Raw genomic sequence first — 17,401 nt, forward strand, 5'->3', positions numbered from 1 at the left:
GAAACGCCCGGTCCCATTCCGAACCCGGAAGCTAAGACCCACAGCGCCGATGGTACTGCACCCGGGAGGGTGTGGGAGAGTAGGTCACCGCCGGACACTAATTGAGGTGAAGGCCCCGACACTGAATGTCGGGGCCTTCGCTGTTTAACTGCCCACCAGCCTTCGGTAAAGCGGCTCTTCGTCAACCCCCGCCGGACCGGTCGACTGGGGCGACCTCGCCGGTGGCGCAAGCTACTTCGACCAGGCCCACTTCGGCCACGAGTCCCGGGCGTTCACCAGGCTCACGCCGAGCCGGTACGTCGAAGTCCGGCGGCGGTTCCTGCGAGAACATCCCGGCCCCGCGCTGGACGGCTGGCCGCTGCCGGCCGATTGATTTCTTACTAGAGCGACAGCTCACGACACGCTAATGTGGGGGCACCCCAAGCAGAGGAGAGCCCCGTGGGCAAGGTGGTCATGTACAGCTCGGTGTCGGTGGACGGCTTCATCGCGGACGAGAATGACCAGCCCGGTCCGCTGTTCGACTGGTTGTCCAACGGTGACGTCCCGTTGGACGGGAGCGGCGAGTTGAAGGTGTCTCAGACGTCCTACGACTACACCCGGCCGTACTGGGACCAGATCGGGGTGACAATCGCCGGCCGCCACGTCTTCGACATGACGGACGGTTGGGACGGGAAGCCTCCGAGCGGGATCGACCACGTGGTCCTCGTAACGCACCGGCCGCAGCCCGAGGGCTGGGACCCCGAGGCGCCGTTTCACTTCGTCGACGGCGTCGAGGCAGCCATGGCCAAGGCGCAAGAGCTTGCGGGTGACCGCATCGTCGAGGTCGCCGCTGGTGACGTCGGTGGCCAGATGCTTGCCGCGGGCCTGGTCGACGAGGTGCGCATGGATGTCGTACCCGTCGTGTTCGGGTCCGGCAAGCGCTACTTCGGGTCGGTCCACGCACAGCACCTGTTGGAGGATCCCGACGTGGTGATTCAGGGCAACCGGGTGCTTCACCTGCGCTATCGGGTGCGCCGTTGACTGATCTGAGCGGGTACGCGAAGAAGTCCACTGCGAACGGTGACACAAGATCGGGCCTCCGGCTGCGTTTGCGCATCGCTGCCCCGGGATCGACGTACCAGCCAACATCCAGCCAGCGATTACACCCTCAACTGTGAAGACGGTAGAGCCCGGCGCGGGTCTGAACGCAGCCCTCTCTCAGCCGGTTTTCCCGGGGGCTCAAACAAGGGGCCCACGTTGTAGAGTTGATGCCCATGGAAAACCTCTTCAGTCACGCCGCCGCTCCCGGTGCCAATGAGCCCGATCCGTCCGTGGCCTTGGAGCCGGTCGTCTGCACGGTGGTCGTTCCCGGCGCGGTAGCCCGGGCCTTCATGGGCTTCACGGAGCACACGCATCTTTGGTGGCCCATGGAGACCAACAGCGTTTTCGGTCCCGGCTCGTACGTCGAGTTTGAAGAGAACCTGGTCCTCGAAACGGCTGACGACGGCAGGACCACGGCATGGGGCACCATCGACGACTGGCAGCCCCCGTTGTCCTTCCATGCATCCTGGTACCCGGGGACCACCGCGCTGTGGTCGACGGAGCTCAGGGTGGCGTTCCGGGCCGTGGAGGGCGGCACTGAGGTCCGCGTCGTCCACGACGGCTGGGAAGGCGCCGAGGATCCCGCCGCTGCGCGTGCAGCCTACGACAAGGCGTGGCCGGATGTACTGGGACGGTTCGCGCGTTTCATGGGCGCTGAGGCCGGCTGAACTCCGGCGGGACCGCCGTGCTGGACCGGATGACGAACTTCGTCGGGTAGGTGGTATCGACGGTTGCCCGCTCCGCACCGCCGTCGAGCCCCTCCAGCAGGCGGCGCACTGCCAGTCCTCCCTGGCCGCGTGGATCCTGGTCAACGGTGGTGAGCCCGAAGAGTTCGCTGAGATCGTGCCCGTCTATCCCCACTACGGACAGATCCTCCGGGATCCTGAGCCCGAAGTCGCGGGCGGCCAGGATGGTGCCGATAGCCATCTCATCGGAGGCTGCGAATACAGCCGTGGGGCGTTCCGAGGGTGTGCCGAGCAGCTGCCTGGCTGTTGCGTAGCCGCCCTGGATGGTGAAGTCCGCCCTGACGATCCACTCGGGCCGGATCCGGAGACCTGCAGCCTTCATCGCGCTCTTGAACCCTGTGAGGCGAGTGCGCGGGATCTTGAAGTCCAGTTCATAGACAGAGTCGCCCGTCAGGTGCGCGATGTTGGAGTGGCCGAGCTGAATGAGATGGTTCGTTGCAGCCCCGGACAGGCCATAGTCGTCGATGACGATGGTCGACGCGCCGCTAAGCGGCCCGCCGATGCTGACGATGGGCCGGTGCACCGCCAGCATTTGCCGGAGCTCCGACTCCGTGAGGGCCAGGGCCACGGCAATGACGGCGTCCACGCGCTTGCGCAGCAGGAAGTCCTTGAGCACGCTCTGCCGGCGCCCTGGGGCCTCTGTGACGTTGTATAGGGTGAGGTCATAGCCTGCGTCCAGCAGCGCCGCAGACACCCCTTCCACGACCGATGAGAAGTACCAGCGGTGGATGGAAGGGACCACGATTCCAATGTTGTAGTTGCGCCCGGAGGCCAGGCTCGAGGCCTGGTAGGACGGCACGAATCCCAGGTCGGCGGCAGCGGCCTTCGCCCGCGCCTTGCTCTTGGCAGATACGTTGCCCTTGCCGCTCAAGGCCCGTGAAACGGTGGCTATGGACAAGCCGGCACGCTCTGCGACTTCCTTGATGCCGGCCATGTGCTTTTTAGCTCTCCGTGTCTAGTGAAACCCTCATCCAGACGGTCTCTCCAGAGCCTAGTCCATGCCAGTCTTCGGCGTTGCCGGGGTTTTCCCCGGAGCTGCGCAGCAGCACCTCACCCGCAGGCAGCTCAAGGATGTCCTGGCCCACGTTCATGATCACCAGGATGTTGCCGTTCAGGAACGCGAGTGCCGAGTCCGTGCACCACTGTTCGGCCCAGGAGAGCGATCCGCGCCCGAGTCCCAGCTCGCGGCGCAGCGCCAGCATCCGGCGGTACAGGTTCAGGTGCGACGACGGGTCCCCGGCTTGGGCGTCCCTGGCCAGTTCGGCGAAGCTCGCGGGTTGCGGGAGCCAGGGATCCTGGCCGGCCCCGAAACCGTGGTGAGGCTCCGAGGCACGCCACGGCAACGGGACGCGGCAGCCGTCACGGCCCAGACGCCCGCCTCCGGTGCGCGCGAACGTGGGATCCTGCCGCTGATGGTCCGCGATGTCGATGCCGTCCGGAAGCCCGAGTTCCTCGCCCTGGTACAGGTAGGCGCCGCCGGGCAGACCGAGCATGAAAAGGGACGCGGCGGCGGCGCGGGTCCGGCCGAGGTGATGGTCCGGCTGCGGGTCCGCGGGGCCGATTCCGTCGCCGTCACGGGGACCGGACCAGTAGTACCCGAAGCGTGTGGCGTGCCGGACGACGTCGTGGTTGGACAGCACCCAGGTGCTGGGTGCGCCGACGGCGTCCAGGGAGGTCAGTGATTCGGTGATGACGTGCCGCAGCCGGGGAATGTTCAGCCCAGCGTGCAGGTAGGGGAAATTGAACGCCTGGTGCATTTCATCCGGCCGAACCCATTCCGCAAGCCGGGGCAGCGGATCCACGTTAGCCTCGGCGCACATAATGCGGTCGTGTCCGTAATCCTCGAGAATGCGGCGCCAGTTCCGGAAGATGTCGTGCAGGCGGGGCTGGCCGAACATCGGGGCTTCGTGTCCGGGAAAGCCGTCGGTGGTGCTGCCGTCTGCGCGTCCGCCCCAAGCGGGAAGCCCGGGCGCCTTGACCAGGGCGTGCGCCACGTCCACACGGAAGCCGGAGACGCCGCGGTCCAGCCAGAAGCGGAGCACGCGCTCGAACTCGTCGTGTACGGCCTGGTTGTCCCAATTGAAGTCAGGCTGGGAGGAATCGAAGAGGTGCAGGTACCACTGGCCGGGCGCTCCGTCAGCTTCGGTGATGCGCGTCCAGGCGGAGCCGCCGAAGTGTGACTGCCAGTTGTTGGGCGGTTCTTCGCCGGCGGGGCCCGCGCCGTCACGGAAGATGAACATGTCCCGTTCGGTGCTTCCCGGCCCTGCGGCAAGTGCGGCCTGAAAAGCGCGGTGCTGATCCGAACAGTGGTTGGGCACCAGATCCACGATCACCCTGATTCCCAGCCTGTTGGCCTCGGCGATCATGCCGTCGAAGTCGCCCAGCGTGCCGAACAGCGGATCCACGTCACAGTAGTCGCTTACGTCGTAGCCGGCATCGCGCTGGGGGGAACGGTAGAAGGGGGAAAGCCATATGGCGTCGATGTCGAGCTCGGCCAGCTGGGGCATTTCCGCGGTGATGCCGGCGAGGTCACCGACTCCGTCCCCGTTCATATCCCGGAAGGAGCGCGGGTAGACCTGGTAGATGACGGCCGAGCGCCACCAGCCATGGGCCTTATCCGGGGCATGGACCGGGGTAAGGGACCGGGCCAGAGGTGAAACCGCTTGCAGCAACGAGTCAACAGACATTGGGCCAGCTTAGAGCGGGGCTGGCTGGCATTGAAAGCGTTTCCAACTGATATTCCTTGACAGTTTCCGTCAATCATCCGCCCGTATCGGTAAGGTTTGGCATCAAATTGGAAGCGTTTTCACCGGAGGGCACTTACGCGCGCGGGCAGCCACCTAGACTTGAAAGCACGTGCGACCGAATCGGGAGACCCTATGAGCAGCATCGCTGACGAGCTCACTTCTACCCTGGGAACCGGCAAAGTCGTCCAGGATCCTGCAGTGCTGGCTGCCTATGCCGTTGACCAGGCGCCTGTTCTGGACTACCAGCAGCCCCTCGCGGTTGTTTTTGCGGAATCGGTGCCCGACGTCCAGGCCGCTGTCAAGAGCTGCGCTGCACATGGCGTTCCGCTCGTGGCACGGGGCGCCGGAACGGGTGTTTCCGGCGGTGCGCATGCGACCGAGGGTTCGGTGGTTCTCAGCCTGGAGCGGATGAACCGGATTCTGGACCTCAACCCGGACGACGAGACCGCCGTCGTTGAGCCGGGGGTGGTCAACGCAGACCTGAACGACGCCGCCGCCCGGCACGGCCTGATGTTCGCTCCGGATCCGGCGAGCTTCAGGGTATCGACGATCGGCGGCAACGTGGCGACGAACGCGGGCGGGCTCAGGTGTGCCAAGTACGGTGTCACCCGCGACTCGGTGCTGGCTCTGAACGTGGTGCTCGCGGACGGCTCCCTCATCCACACCGGCCACCAGACCTTCAAGGGCGTGGCGGGCTATGACCTGACCGGATTGTTTGTCGGTTCAGAGGGCACGCTGGGCATCGTCGTTGGCGCCACGGTGCGGCTCAAGTACCTGCCCCGCGAGGTGCACACAATCGCGGCGTTCTATCCCGATTTCCGGCAGGCCGCGGCAGGTGTTTTGGCGGTGGGCAAGGCCCGTGTGCAGCCAGCCATCATGGAACTGCTCGACGGCGGGACTCTCGCGCAGCTGGATGAGATTCATGGCTCGGACCTCGCAGCGAGGGGCGGGTCCCTCCTGCTGATCCAGACCGACGGGTTCGGTGCCGCAGCGGAGGCGGACGTGGTCCGTGAGGTCCTGGCAGCAGGCGGTGCCGTGGTGACCACCGAAGCGAATGCGGAAGCCGAGCTCCTGGTGGAACTGCGGCGCAACAGCCGCGGCGTCGAGGTGGACGATCAGTACCGGGTGGGCGAGGACGTGGCGGTGCCCCGCTCCCGGCTGGTGGACTACGTGGCGGCTCTTGAATCGCTGGCCGAGGTCCATGACGTGAAGCTCAAGGTCGTGGCGCACGCCGGCGACGGAAACCTGCACCCCACGTTCTGGGTGGACCGCGTGAACGATGTGGTGGATGCCGATGCGATGCGGCGCCTGAACAAAGCACTCGACGCGTCGATCGCCGTGGCGCTGGACATGGGCGGCACCATCACGGGGGAGCACGGCATCGGGCAATACAAGCTGCGGTGGCTGGGCCTGGAGCAGCCGGAGCCCATCCGTGAGCTGCAGCGGCGCCTGAAGGAACTCCTCGACCCGGCCGGGATCCTCAACCCTGGCAAGGCTATTTAACACACGCGTGCCACTTCAGGACTTCCCAACGTCCAGTCGCCCCCAGCGTACAGTCGCCTGTGGGTCAGTCGTCGGAGTCCGGATACTCGTCGATCGACTCCTCGGCGCCGTACCGGGACTCCTCGGTCTCCACTTCCAGGATCTTCAGCAGCTCGGTATCAGGGTTGAGCATGATGGCCGCCTCGTCGCGGCGGTGGCGCAGGATGGAATCGATGTAGGACTGCACGGCCTCCGCCAGCGGAATGTGGCGCTCCTGCTTTTCGGACATGTACCAGCGGTGCTCAAGCACCTCGTGCACGGCCTCCGCCGGCTCCAGCTTGCCGGAGAGGTCGCGGGGGATCGAGCGCACGATCGGTTCGAAGATCTGGCTTACCCAGAGGTGGGCACTGTATTCCTCATCCATTTCCGGATTGTTGTCAGCGCGGAACGAGTCCATGTCGTTGAGCAGGCGCCGGGCCTGGTTCTCCTGGGCGTCGAGGCCGGTCAGGCGGAGGAGGCGCCGCTGGTGGTGGCCGGCGTCCACGACTTTGGGCTGAAGCTGGATGGTCGTGCCGTTCTGGGTGGTCTTGATCGCATACTCTTCGACGTCGAAGCCCAGTTCATTCAGCCGCCGGATGCGGGCCCCCACGCGCCAGCGCTCACCGAGTTCGAACGATTCCTTTTCGGTCAGTTCGGTCCACAGGCGACGGTAGCTTTCCATGATGAGCTCGCTGGTGGCCACGGGATCCACCTTCTCCTCGATCAGGCCGCCGTCAAGGAGGTCCATGAGCTCACCGGCGATGTTGACGCGGGCAATCTCAAGGTCGTACTCGCGCTGGCCGGTCGAAAGGTCGGGGTAGAGTTCGCCGGTCTCCGCGTCCACGAGGTAGGCGGCAAAGGCTCCGGCGTCGCGGCGGAACAGTGTGTTGGAGAGCGATACGTCACCCCAATAGAACCCGATGAGGTGGAGCCGCACCATCAGCAGGGCCTGCGCGTCGATGAGGCGGGTCAGGGTGTCCTTGCGGAGCATCTGGGAGAAGAGCGCCCGGTAAGGCATGGAGAACTTTAGGTGGCGGGTGACCAGCACCGGGTTCAGGGGCTTGCCGTCGAGGGTGGTGCGGCCGGTGATGACGGCAACGGGTTCCACGCAGGGAACATCCAGCCGGGCCAGCTTGCGGAGCATGTGGTACTCGTGCCGGGCCACGTGCTCGGACGTTTCTTTGATGGCGATGACCGACCCGCCAAGGTGGGCGAAGCGGACGATGTGCCGCGAGATGCCGCGGGGGAGGGCCGCGAGGTATTCAGCGGGCCAGTCTTCAAGGGCGATATGCCAGGGGAGGTCCAGCAGTTCAGGATCGGCGGCGGCTGCCGTGATGTTGAGGTTGCTGGCGACCGAGGATGCCTTGGCATCGTTGGCGCTGGCGGCTTCGAACCTGGGCAGTTTGCCGATCTGCCCGTAGTCTGTGGGTTCGTCGTGCCACTGTGCGCTGTATTCCTCGGTCATGGATCAATTCTTCCGTACGTAGTGTCCGCATGCCTAAACCCCGCATGTTCAACAGGGTGGGGTGCGCGCTTAACGCCCGACGGCGGCCCTTCCGTTAAGGGGAGGGCCGCCGTCGGTCTGTTTACCGTTCTGATCAGGCGGTTTCGAAAAGCTCAACCACCGGCGCCAGGGGGACTAGTCGCCCAGGCGCTCGCCGGTCTTCGTGTCGAACAGGTGCACGTGGCCGGACTGCGGGCGGACCCAGATGGACTCGCCCTTCATCGGGGGGCGGCGGCCGTCGACGCGTGCCACGATGTCGTGGCTCTTGCCGTCCAACGTGGTGTGTCCGTAGACGTAGGCGTCGGCGCCGAGCTCTTCGACGACGTCGACCTCAACCTGCAGGCCGTCGCCCTGCGGCGCGGTCTCCAGGTCCTCGGGGCGGGTGCCGAGCGTGACGGTGCTGCCGTGCGCCTCTTCGAGGACGTTGCGCGGCACGGGGTAGACGGTGCCGCCGAACTGCACGCCGCCGTCGACGACCGGAAGTTCGAGGAGGTTCATGGCGGGGGAGCCGATGAAGCCGGCGACGAAGACGTTCTTCGGGCGGTCGTACAGGTTGCGGGGGGTGTCCACCTGCATCAGGAGGCCGTCCTTGAGCACTGCGACGCGGTCGCCCATGGTCATGGCCTCGACCTGGTCGTGCGTCACGTAAACGGTGGTGACGCCCAGGCGGCGGGTAAGGGATGCAATCTGGGTGCGGGTCTGGACACGGAGCTTGGCGTCCAGGTTGGACAGCGGCTCGTCCATGAGGAAGACCTGCGGGTTACGCACGATTGCGCGGCCCATGGCAACACGCTGGCGCTGACCGCCGGAAAGTGCCTTCGGCTTGCGGTCCAGGTACGGCTCGAGATCCAGGAGCTTGGCAGCTTCACGGACACGCTCGGCGCGCTCTTCCTTGCTGACGCCTGCGATCTTCAGGGCGAAGCCCATGTTGTCCGCCACTGTCATGTGGGGGTACAGGGCGTAGTTCTGGAAAACCATGGCGATGTCGCGGTCCTTCGGCGGAACGTCGGTGACATCGCGGTCGCCAATGAGGATACGGCCGGCGTTCACATCTTCCAGGCCTGCGAGCATGCGCAGGGAGGTGGACTTACCGCAACCGGAGGGTCCAACGAGGACCAGAAATTCGCCGTCGGCGATTTCGATGTTGAGCTTGTCAACAGCGGGCTTCTCTGTGCCCGGGTACAGACGCGTAGCGTTATCAAAAGTAACTGTTGCCACAGTTATCAATCCCTTCACCGGCAGGTACGTGCCGGACGATCCGTAGTGAATGGTTCATGTAATTCAGTTATGTACTGCAATATGCACTCCCCGGCCGAAGCCGAGGAGCATCGCGTGACGCCGCACGGTTCCTGTGCGCCACATCACACCCCAGAGTATGTCAGATTTATCCCTAATGGACGCAAATGTTACGGGCATCACAGGTGAGATCCCGCACATGCGGGTGTTACGAAGGTGATTCCACGGCCCTCCGGCGTTCCCGGAGCAGGGCTTCCAGCAGCTCGGCGATGTGCACGGGGGCCTCTACGCGGTACTGCGCCTGGGTGAAGTCCAGGCCCACCTTCACGCCCACGTCGTCGGGTCCGAGACGGCCCAGTGCGTCCTCGTCTGTGGTGTCGTCGCCGGCAAAGATGACGGCCGTCGCGCCGGACGCCTGCCTTAGGAAGTCCACGCCCTCGCCCTTTGACGCGTGGACCACGGACGTTTCCAGGACCCTCTTGCCGTTCTTCAGGTGGACGCCCTCGCGGTCCTGAAGAGCTGCGCGCGCCGCGGACACGGCGTCCTCCGCTACGTCATCCTCGGCAAGCCGGGTGTGGAGCACGACGCCCGCGGGCTTCTCTTCCAGGAGCGTGCCCGGGGCGAGCTCCACGATGCCTTCCAGGATGCTGCGGACCTCCGCCAGCAGCTCCAGCTGGGCGGCATCCAGGACGAGAGGGGCCGATCCGGGGCCCAGCCAGGCCTCCGCCCCGTGGCTGCCGATGAGCAGCGTCTCCGCGGGGGGCGAAGCGACCGCGCGGAGGCTGTCGAGCGCCCTGCCAGAGATGAGGGCCGTCGTCGTGCGTGGAAGGGTGGCCAGCTCAGCGAAGGCGGCCGCGGACCGCGGCAGCGGGCGGGCATCGCCTGCATGGTCCACGAGGGGTGAGATGGTGCCGTCGAAGTCCATAGCGACCAGCAGGTGCTCGGTGCCGGCGACCCGCCTCACGGCATCAAGGAGCTCCGGCGGCAGTGTCAGCGGGGCCCTGTCGCGGGACGGGGCGGGGTCTGCCTCAGGAGTCATCGCGGACCACCTTTTCGTTGAGGGCGTGCAGGAAGTCGGCGGACCAGTGGTCGACGTCGTGGTCCAGGATCTGCTTGCGCATGGCGCGCATACGGCGCGCCGACTCCTTCGGGGACATTCTGACGGCCCTCATGACAGTGTCCTTGAGGCCGTCAATGTCGTGCGGGTTCATCAGGAGCGCCTGCTTCAGCTGGTCGGCTGCCCCCGCGAATTCGCTGAGGACCAGTGCGCCGTCGTTTCCTGTCCGGGCCGTGACGTATTCCTTGGCCACGAGGTTCATGCCGTCACGGAGAGCGGTGACGAGCATGACGTCGGCGGCCAGGTACAGCGCCACCATCTCCTCGATGGGGTAGCTGTGGTGCAGGTACCGCACGGCCGTGTTCTCGATGGTGTCGTAGGTTCCGTTGATATGGCCCACGGTTCCCTCCACCTCTTCGCGGAGGAGGCGGTACTGTTCCACGCGTTCCCGGCTCGGGCTGGCCACCTGGATCAGTGTCGCGTCGCCCACCGTGAGCTTTTCCTCGTTGAGGAGCTCCTCGTAGGCCTTGAGCCGGTGCCTGATGCCCTTGGTGTAATCGAGGCGGTCGACGCCGAGCAGGATGGTCTTGGGGTTGCCAAGATCCTGCCGGATCTGACGGGACCGTTCGATGATTTCGGGCTTGTTCGCCAGTTCCGTGATGTGCCGGACATCGATGGAGATGGGAAAGGCCTGGGCGCGGGCGATGTGCGTGATCTCGCCGTTCTGGCCCTTGACGTGGACCTGCTGCTGCTTGACGCTCGCGCCGAGGAAGCGGCGGGCCGAACGCATGAAGTTGCCGGCGTCGCTGCTGCGCTGGAAGCCCACGAGGTCCGCGCCCAGCAATCCGTCGATGATCGACTGGCGCCACGGAAGCTGGGCAAAGATCTCCGGCGGAGGGAACGGGATGTGGTTGAAGAAGCCGATCCGCAGGTCCGGCCGCGCCTCGCGCAGCATCCGGGGCACGAGCTGGAGCTGGTAGTCCTGCACCCACACGGTAGCGCCGCGGTTGGCATGGCGGACGACGGCGTCGGCGAACCTCTTGTTGACCTTGCGGTATGAGTCCCACCAGGTCCTGTGGAACTCCGGCGGCGCAATGACATCGTGGTACAGCGGCCAGAGGGTGGCGTTGGAAAAGCCTTCGTAGTACAGCTCGACGTCGTCGGTGCTCAACTGCACGGGGACGAGGTCCATGCTGCCGTGGCTGAAGGGGGTGACAGTCTCGTCGGGGGCTCCATGCCAGCCAACCCAGGCGCCGTCGGTCTTGGTCATCATAGGGGCGAGGGCGGTCACCAGGCCGCCGGGCGAGCGGCGCCAGCCGGAGCCGTCGTCGCCCTGTTCGCCCGGAGCGCAGCGGTCCACCGGAAGGCGGTTGGACACCACCATGAAGTCATACGTGGCGGTGGCGGAGCTGTCCTCAGACGCAGCCCAGCTCTCCGTTTTTGTCTCCGGTTTGTCGCTTTCAGGTCCTTGCATTGCGCTCCCTGGGGTTGCTTGTGGATCTCTGTCAACCCTAGCGGGCGGGAATCATACGTGCTATTCGTCCGTTGGGCACGCTGAAGGAATACTTGAAAGCGCAAGCTCCGGGGTATCCCCCTAAAATGGGAGGGTTGCCCCTGGGTGGTCCGCACCTGTCCGATCGACACGAGGAACTAATGAGCCCCGCAAACGAACCCCGCATGTCCAAAGCCGAGCGCACGGCGGAGGCCCGCGAGAAAGCCCGCCAGATCCGTGAAGCAAAGCTGAAGAAGGACAAGCGGAACAAGCTGCTGATCGGCTGGGGCATCGTTGCCGCGGTGGTTGCCATCCTTGCCGTTGTGGCCCTTGTCGTCAGCACGAGCCTGCAGAACAACGCGCCGGTGGCGGACCAAGGCCCCACCCCAGCCAACGGAAACGTCCACGGCGGCGTCACCCTGCTCAAGGGCACCGAGGTTGCCAAGTCCGAGCCCGCGACCGTCAACGTGGCAGACCTGCCGGACGCGCCCGCGTCGGCTCCTGCGACTATTAAGGCGCCCGGTGCGGATGCTGAGGCCGGCAAGCCGGTCAAGGTGGTCCTCTACATCGACTTCATCTGCCCCGCCTGCAAGAACTTCGAGGCGCAGTTCAACGACACGCTTACGTCCCTCCGCAACGAAGGCAAGGTCACCGTGGAGTACCGGGCCCTGGGCTTCCTGGACAGCCGCTCCACCACGAATTACTCCTCCCGTGCAGCGAACGCTGCTGCCTGTGTGGTGAATGAATCCCCGGAGAAGTACGCGGAGTTTGTGGACACCCTGTTCGCCAACCAGCCGGCCGAAGGCGGCGCCGGGCTTTCCGACGACGAGCTGAAGAAGCTGGCAACGGACATCGGTGCCAAGAGCATCGACACCTGTGTCGAGGAAAAGCGGTACCGTCCGTGGGTGAAGTACACCACCCAGGAAGCCGCCGCCATTGGTGTCGCCGGCACGCCGACCGTCCTGGTGGACGGCAAGCAGTGGGGCAAGGGCGACAGCGCACAGACCGAATTCCCGGCCTTCGTCGACGCGGCCATCAAGGCCAAGGCTTAGTCTTCCGCGCAAGCTTTATCAGCGGCGGCCCGCCACCCGGATTTTGTTCGAGTGGCGGGCCGCCGCCGTTTTTACCTGCGGGCAGTCCGTGGGCTAATCTTGTTTAGCGCCGTATGGCGCCCACCCTGACGGGTGCGCCTCCTTAGCTCAGTTGGCCAGAGCACCGCTCTTGTAAAGCGGGGGTCGTCGGTTCGAATCCGACAGGGGGCTCCATTTACCCCTCTTTTCCGGCGATTTTGCCCGGATGGGAGGGGTTTTTCATCAGTTCAACCGCACGGTTCCGACCTTGACTGCCAGCGCAGCGTTGCCAGGCTTGGTCACCGGCTGCCAAGATACGTAAGTGGGCGCAGTTGCGGTGTCCGGCCTCAAAATCAACTACGGGGTTGCGGGATCGGGCGATCCCCTCGTCCTTCTCCATGGCGGCTTTGGATTCGATAGCCGATCCTGGGGTCCGCAGCTCGACGCCCTCGACGACGAGTTCACTGTCGTCGCCTGGGACGCTCCGGGCTGCGGAGGATCCGACGATCCGCCCGAATCCTTCTGCATGGAAGACTACGCCGACAGCCTGGCCGAGTTTGTGAGAGCGCTCGGCCTGACCCGCCCGCATATCGTTGGCCTGTCGTTCGGTGGCGCGCTCGCCCTGGCGCTCTATGCACGACATCCGAGTCTGCCCAGGAGTCTGATCCTGGCCGGGGGGTACGCCGGCTGGGCCGGCTCCCTGCCAGCCGACGAGGTGCAGCGGCGCGTTCAGCGGATCAGCGAGGAAGTCACACAGCCTCCCGACGACTGGCTGCCTCAGTACCTGCCAGGCATGCTCACCGAGTCTGCACCGCGAGAAATGGCCCTACAAACACTCGCGCTGATGTCCGGTATCCACCCGCGAGCCAGTTTGACGATGCTCCGAGCGATGGCGAATGCCGATCTTCGCGGCATCCTCCCTGACATCGACGTCCCGACGCTGGTGCTGCATGGCGAACTCGACGCGCGATCGCCGCTGGCGGTCGGGAAGGAACTGCACACGAAAATCCCCGCGTCGAAGCTCGTCGTACTCCCCGGCGTCGGGCACCTGAGCAACGTGGAGGCCGCCGACGCCTTCAATTTCGAGGTGAGGACGTTCGTTCGTTCGCTCAGCAGCCCCACCGGACCTTGACCGTGGACTGCGCAGGCTGAGAACTGCGCGCTTGCCGCGAGTTGGAGAACTCGAGGGTTCCCCTGAATGGCCCGCACCTTGAAATCGGACGGTACCTGCGAAAACTAGAGCACCACCGTGCAGCGGTCACTTGGTCTGTGAGACGCCTCGTATCTCAAGGGTTACGAGACGGCCTAGCGCTTTAGTGGGAAACCTTCATCGAGCGCGCTAATGACACCGCTGTGGGAGCATAAGACTATGGGGGTCTTTCAGCGATTTCATGCAGGCTACGTGGGGCGGACAGGTGTCCCCGTAGGGATCTTCGTTGCCGTTGATCATCTTCGCCGGACCGGAAGGCTCAGCGAAGAAGAAATCGTTCTCTATGCCGTCATCGAAACACTGAGGCCCGATTCGGATCTTCGGCCCGAGGTGGCCACGTGCGCTGGGCCCGGACGAGGCGATGGAGGGGAATGGTGAGCGAAGTCGCGAACCCTGGCGTCGGGGATGAGGTCGTGCCAGAGGGATTCACCGCGGAGGACCTCCGACTGGGCAGAAAGGCCTCTCACAATATCAGCATCCTCTGCGTGGCTGCTTTTGTAGCCTGTGTTGCAATCGCTGGCTTCGTCTTTCTCAATGTCCCGTGGGACACCCGAATGCCCTACGACGGGAAATACGACCGCAGCGGCAAGGGGCTTCCCATACAGATCGCGATGCTTCCCTGCTTGCTGCTCCTCATCCGCATCTGGTGGGACGGAAGGAAGCCGGACGCGCATCACATGCGCAAGGGCTCACGCGTCGGGGCGTACATCCTGTGTGGCGGGCTCATCGGCGCATGCGTCATCGGCCAGTGGATCATGGCACGAGGCATCCTGGAGGCGGGTGGATACCTTGCCGGATAGCCTGACGTCCACCATCACGTCCCCATCCAACTCGGCGTCTCGAAACCTCTGCGCCTCAAAACCCTAGGGTTGTGAGACGGCCAATGTCGTAGTTGGCGCACCTTCCCGGGCATCTAATCGGGCGGGGTATTCGGCATGTCAGCTCCAGCATCGTCACAGAAAGCCTCGAGGTGCTGGGGGCGCGTAGTGATCGACGGGCCTTCGGGTGGACTTCGGCTACCGGCGTCCCGAGGGCGGGCACAGCGCCAGGTACATCGGGCTAGCATCATTGGATGGTGCGGATCGTCGATTACACGCCGGAATACCGGGAAGAGGTGCTCGCGCTTTCCCTAAGAGCCTGGGAGCCGGTGTTTCCATTGGTTCGCGATGCAGTGCCTGGGTTTGTGTACGAGGCCTTTTACCCAATGGGGTGGGAGGAACGTCAGTACCGCGACTTGGCAGCTGTTCTTGATGGTGAGCCGGAGAACGTAGCGATCGCTCTTGAGGGGAACCAGTTGGTGGGTTGGGTATGTACCCGGCTGCACCCGGAGGACAGCATGAGCGAGGTGTATGTTCTCGCCGTGGATCCCGTTCACCAGCGGAAGGGAGTTGGCCGAGCCCTCATGGATCATTCTTTCGATGCAGGCCGAAAGGCTGGCATGAGCATGGTGCTTGTGGAGACCGGTGATGATCCTGGCCACGCGCCTGCCCGGCGCGCATATGAAGCCGCTGGATTCGAGCGATGGCCTGTAGCACGCTATTTCAAGAACCTCGCCGATTGAAGACAATGCGCCCAAGTCACCTGCGCCGACGGCGGCTAACCCGAGAGAGAGTCTGCTAAGACCCTTCGTAGCGTGCCTTGGCTCGCCCCTGGTAGGTGCTTGTCAGAATTGCTGGACCATTTGCGACACACTTAGGCAGGTGGCGGACAGGTATAGGGTATGAGTCATTTATCGGGGGCCCCTGACAGGGCCGGCGCCTTCCGGTCGCTATACGAATCCTCATACGCCGACCTGCTGAAGTTCGTTCAGCGCCGCACGGATTCAGCAAATGCTGAGGACATGGTCGCTGAGGCATTTCTTGTCGTCTGGAGGCGCTTCTCCGAAGCGCCGGCGCAAGAGAGTGATGCCCGGGCCTGGGTTTTCGGGATCACGCGGAATCTGATGTTGAACGCTCAGCGTGGAGAACAGCGACGTCAAGCGCTAGGCGTGCGGCTCGCTGAAACAATATCCGATGATTTCAGCACCTCTCATGCTGATCTGGTCAGTAGTCGCATCGATTTAGGCCGCGCCTGGACGCTTCTTTCTGAAGTCCATCAAGAAGCCCTGGGACTCGCCGTCTTTGAGGACCTGGCCGCGCCGCAGGCTGCCAAAGTTTTAGGAATCTCACCCGTGGCTTTCCGGTTGAGGTTGACCCGCGCCAGACGGGCCTTGCGGCTCCTCCTTGACCACCTCCCTCATCATGCTTCCGATCTTTCGGCGGCATCACCTGAAAAGGCGTCAACGCTATGAAAAGTGATCAGAACCTCGACACACTTCTGCGCTCCATGGACGCAGCAGAGAAATGCTCACCGCCGAACCCTGCCAGGGCGCAAGCCGACCTGAACCGCATACTCAGCTCCCAACCAGTTTCCGCTGCCTCCAACAGCAAAGTGGGGGTCGGCCGCGGGCCGGCCAAACCCAAGGCCAACCGCCGACGACGGGTAGTCACGCTTGGAGGCCTGGCAGCAGCAGTCACGGCCGGGTTACTCATCATTCCGGCTTTCTCAGGAGAAGGTGACCCGGCCTTCGCCACCTGGACAGCAGCACCCGGGACACTCATCGGCTCCGAACGTGACAACGCCGTCTCAGACTGCCGCAGGTCAACACAACGCGTAGGCAGCGGAATTTACACGACCGAACTTTCAGCAGCGGAAGTAGCCATTGCTGAGCGGCGGGGAGCCTGGGTGACTGTCATCCTCATCGGCCCGGACGGTTTTGAAGCGTCATGTACCACGGACGCCACGGCGCCCTGGTACCACAAGGGAACGTTCGGCTCCGTCGGAAAACCCGGGATGGCGGCACTGCCGGCACGAGGTATTGCTGCGACCCAACTCGGAACTGGAACAAACGCAGACAAGCCCCTCTCGATCGCGTCTGGGCGCGTGGGAGCCGATGTAGCAGCGATTTCCTACACCAACTCTGCCGGCACAGAGGTGATCGCAACCGTAGCGAAAGGTCATTTCGCTTTCTGGCTACCGGGCAACGAATTGCAAAATGCTTCGGATCAGGGAGTGCCCGTTCACGTGACCTACAGAGATGGCTCCACTGAAACGCAGCTACTCAACTTCCCATCAAGTAGTGGGAAATCGTCCCTTAGATAGTTTCCCAATTTTCGGGGGGGCGCTGCGAGGCCGGCAACGGTCGGCTTACCCGCATGCAAAAATGACCGCATGACCCACGAACAGCGCGAAACCGCACCCCGGGAACCACAAACGGGCCTCGACCCCGCCTTCGAAGCCGCCTATGAAGCGGCGCAAAAGAGTCTCAGTGAAGGCGGTATCCCCATCGGAGCAGCGCTTGCCCGTGAGGGCGTGGTCATCGCGAGCGGACACAACAAACGAGTCCAACACGGCGATCCGATCGCGCACGGCGAAATGTCCGCACTTCGCGCAGCCGGCCGGCAGAAGAGCTACCGGGACACCACGCTTTATACCACTCTCGCTCCCTGCGCCATGTGCACCGGGACCATCATCCAGTTCAAAATCCCCCGTGTGGTGGTGGGTGAAGCACGTACGTTCGACGGCGAGTTCGAGCTTCTGCGGTCACGTGGCGTTGAGGTGGTGGTCCTGGACGATCAGCGCTGTGTGGACATGATGCGCATGTTCCAGGAGGAAAACCCGGACCTGTGGGCAGAGGACATCGCTGAGTAGGGGACGAACCCGCCGTGCGGAGCCTCGTCGCCCGCGATCTCCTCCAAG

16 protein-coding genes, 1 tRNA gene and 1 rRNA gene are annotated in these 17,401 nt (G+C 64.3%); 12 read left to right on the forward strand and 6 right to left on the reverse strand.

Going from position 1 to position 17,401, the window contains the following annotated elements; translation table 11 throughout:
- From rrf to AC5RUM_RS13250, 3 genes are all read left to right on the forward strand, one after another.
- Nucleotides 1-96: ribosomal RNA gene (gene rrf, locus AC5RUM_RS13240) — 5S ribosomal RNA — on the forward strand; the annotation flags it as partial.
- 342 nt (nucleotides 97-438) lie between these two features.
- Nucleotides 439-1,020 carry a dihydrofolate reductase family protein gene (locus tag AC5RUM_RS13245; RefSeq protein ID WP_494035350.1) on the forward strand — a complete coding sequence of 194 codons (582 nt, stop codon included), beginning with the start codon at nucleotides 439-441 and terminating at the stop codon, nucleotides 1,018-1,020.
- A gap of 233 nt (nucleotides 1,021-1,253) precedes the next feature.
- On the forward strand, nucleotides 1,254-1,748 hold the full coding sequence (locus tag AC5RUM_RS13250) for an SRPBCC family protein (protein ID WP_494035351.1): 495 nt from the start codon (nucleotides 1,254-1,256) through the stop codon (nucleotides 1,746-1,748).
- Here AC5RUM_RS13250 and AC5RUM_RS13255 read toward each other — a convergent pair.
- Together AC5RUM_RS13255 and AC5RUM_RS13260 are read right to left on the reverse strand one after the other, a co-directional pair.
- Nucleotides 1,726-2,760, reverse strand: coding sequence for a LacI family DNA-binding transcriptional regulator (locus AC5RUM_RS13255; protein WP_494035352.1), 1,035 nt, complete (start codon nucleotides 2,758-2,760; stop codon nucleotides 1,726-1,728). The two genes, AC5RUM_RS13250 and AC5RUM_RS13255, sit on opposite strands and share 23 nt — an antisense overlap.
- 7 nt (nucleotides 2,761-2,767) lie before the next feature.
- Entirely contained in the window at nucleotides 2,768-4,513 is a 1,746-nt protein-coding gene (locus AC5RUM_RS13260) for a glycoside hydrolase family 13 protein (RefSeq protein ID WP_494035353.1), read from the reverse strand.
- A gap of 192 nt (nucleotides 4,514-4,705) precedes the next feature.
- Between AC5RUM_RS13260 and AC5RUM_RS13265 the strand changes: the two genes are divergently transcribed.
- The gene (locus AC5RUM_RS13265) at nucleotides 4,706-6,076 is read left to right on the forward strand and encodes an FAD-binding oxidoreductase (protein WP_494035354.1); all 1,371 of its coding nucleotides are present in this window, start codon (nucleotides 4,706-4,708) and stop codon (nucleotides 6,074-6,076) included.
- Between the two features lie 64 nt (nucleotides 6,077-6,140).
- Here the strand turns inward: AC5RUM_RS13265 and AC5RUM_RS13270 are convergent, their stop codons facing one another.
- The 4 genes from AC5RUM_RS13270 to AC5RUM_RS13285 form a co-directional block, all read right to left on the reverse strand.
- Complete coding sequence (locus AC5RUM_RS13270) at nucleotides 6,141-7,559, reverse strand: DUF4032 domain-containing protein (RefSeq protein ID WP_494035355.1); 1,419 nt, start codon at nucleotides 7,557-7,559, stop codon at nucleotides 6,141-6,143.
- 174 nt (nucleotides 7,560-7,733) lie between these two features.
- A complete protein-coding gene (locus tag AC5RUM_RS13275; RefSeq protein WP_400581120.1) occupies nucleotides 7,734-8,816 on the reverse strand; it encodes an ABC transporter ATP-binding protein in 1,083 nt (360 codons plus the stop codon).
- A 226-nt stretch (nucleotides 8,817-9,042) separates the two neighbouring features.
- Nucleotides 9,043-9,873, reverse strand: a complete 831-nt coding sequence (gene otsB, locus AC5RUM_RS13280) for a trehalose-phosphatase (RefSeq protein WP_494035356.1) — start codon at nucleotides 9,871-9,873, stop codon at nucleotides 9,043-9,045.
- On the reverse strand, nucleotides 9,863-11,365 hold the full coding sequence (locus AC5RUM_RS13285; RefSeq protein WP_494035357.1) for an alpha,alpha-trehalose-phosphate synthase (UDP-forming): 1,503 nt from the start codon (nucleotides 11,363-11,365) through the stop codon (nucleotides 9,863-9,865). Before AC5RUM_RS13285 ends, otsB begins: the two co-directional genes overlap by 11 nt.
- A 179-nt stretch (nucleotides 11,366-11,544) precedes the next feature.
- Here AC5RUM_RS13285 and AC5RUM_RS13290 point away from each other — a divergent pair, with 179 nt between their 5' ends.
- From AC5RUM_RS13290 to AC5RUM_RS13325, 8 genes are all read left to right on the forward strand, one after another.
- Nucleotides 11,545-12,435 (forward strand): DsbA family protein, encoded by an 891-nt coding sequence (locus tag AC5RUM_RS13290; RefSeq protein WP_494035358.1) that lies wholly within the window; start codon nucleotides 11,545-11,547, stop codon nucleotides 12,433-12,435.
- Between the two features lie 136 nt (nucleotides 12,436-12,571).
- Nucleotides 12,572-12,648 (forward strand) — tRNA-Thr (locus AC5RUM_RS13295).
- Nucleotides 12,649-12,775: 127 nt separating this feature from the next.
- Nucleotides 12,776-13,585 carry an alpha/beta fold hydrolase gene (locus tag AC5RUM_RS13300; protein ID WP_494035359.1) on the forward strand — a complete coding sequence of 270 codons (810 nt, stop codon included), beginning with the start codon at nucleotides 12,776-12,778 and terminating at the stop codon, nucleotides 13,583-13,585.
- A 449-nt stretch (nucleotides 13,586-14,034) separates the two neighbouring features.
- Nucleotides 14,035-14,463 (forward strand): hypothetical protein, encoded by a 429-nt coding sequence (locus tag AC5RUM_RS13305; RefSeq protein ID WP_494035360.1) that lies wholly within the window; start codon nucleotides 14,035-14,037, stop codon nucleotides 14,461-14,463.
- Nucleotides 14,464-14,735: 272 nt separating this feature from the next.
- Entirely contained in the window at nucleotides 14,736-15,224 is a 489-nt protein-coding gene (locus AC5RUM_RS13310) for a GNAT family N-acetyltransferase (RefSeq protein WP_494035361.1), read from the forward strand.
- Between the two features lie 159 nt (nucleotides 15,225-15,383).
- Nucleotides 15,384-15,953, forward strand: a complete 570-nt coding sequence (locus tag AC5RUM_RS13315) for an RNA polymerase sigma factor (protein ID WP_494035362.1) — start codon at nucleotides 15,384-15,386, stop codon at nucleotides 15,951-15,953.
- Nucleotides 15,950-16,804 carry a hypothetical protein gene (locus tag AC5RUM_RS13320; protein ID WP_494035363.1) on the forward strand — a complete coding sequence of 285 codons (855 nt, stop codon included), beginning with the start codon at nucleotides 15,950-15,952 and terminating at the stop codon, nucleotides 16,802-16,804. The genes AC5RUM_RS13315 and AC5RUM_RS13320 overlap by 4 nt, the downstream gene beginning before the upstream one ends.
- Before the next feature lie 69 nt (nucleotides 16,805-16,873).
- Nucleotides 16,874-17,353 (forward strand): nucleoside deaminase, encoded by a 480-nt coding sequence (locus AC5RUM_RS13325; protein WP_494035364.1) that lies wholly within the window; start codon nucleotides 16,874-16,876, stop codon nucleotides 17,351-17,353.
- Nucleotides 17,354-17,401: the final 48 nt, after the last annotated feature.

The organism is Arthrobacter sp. B2060 (genome assembly GCF_059090445.1).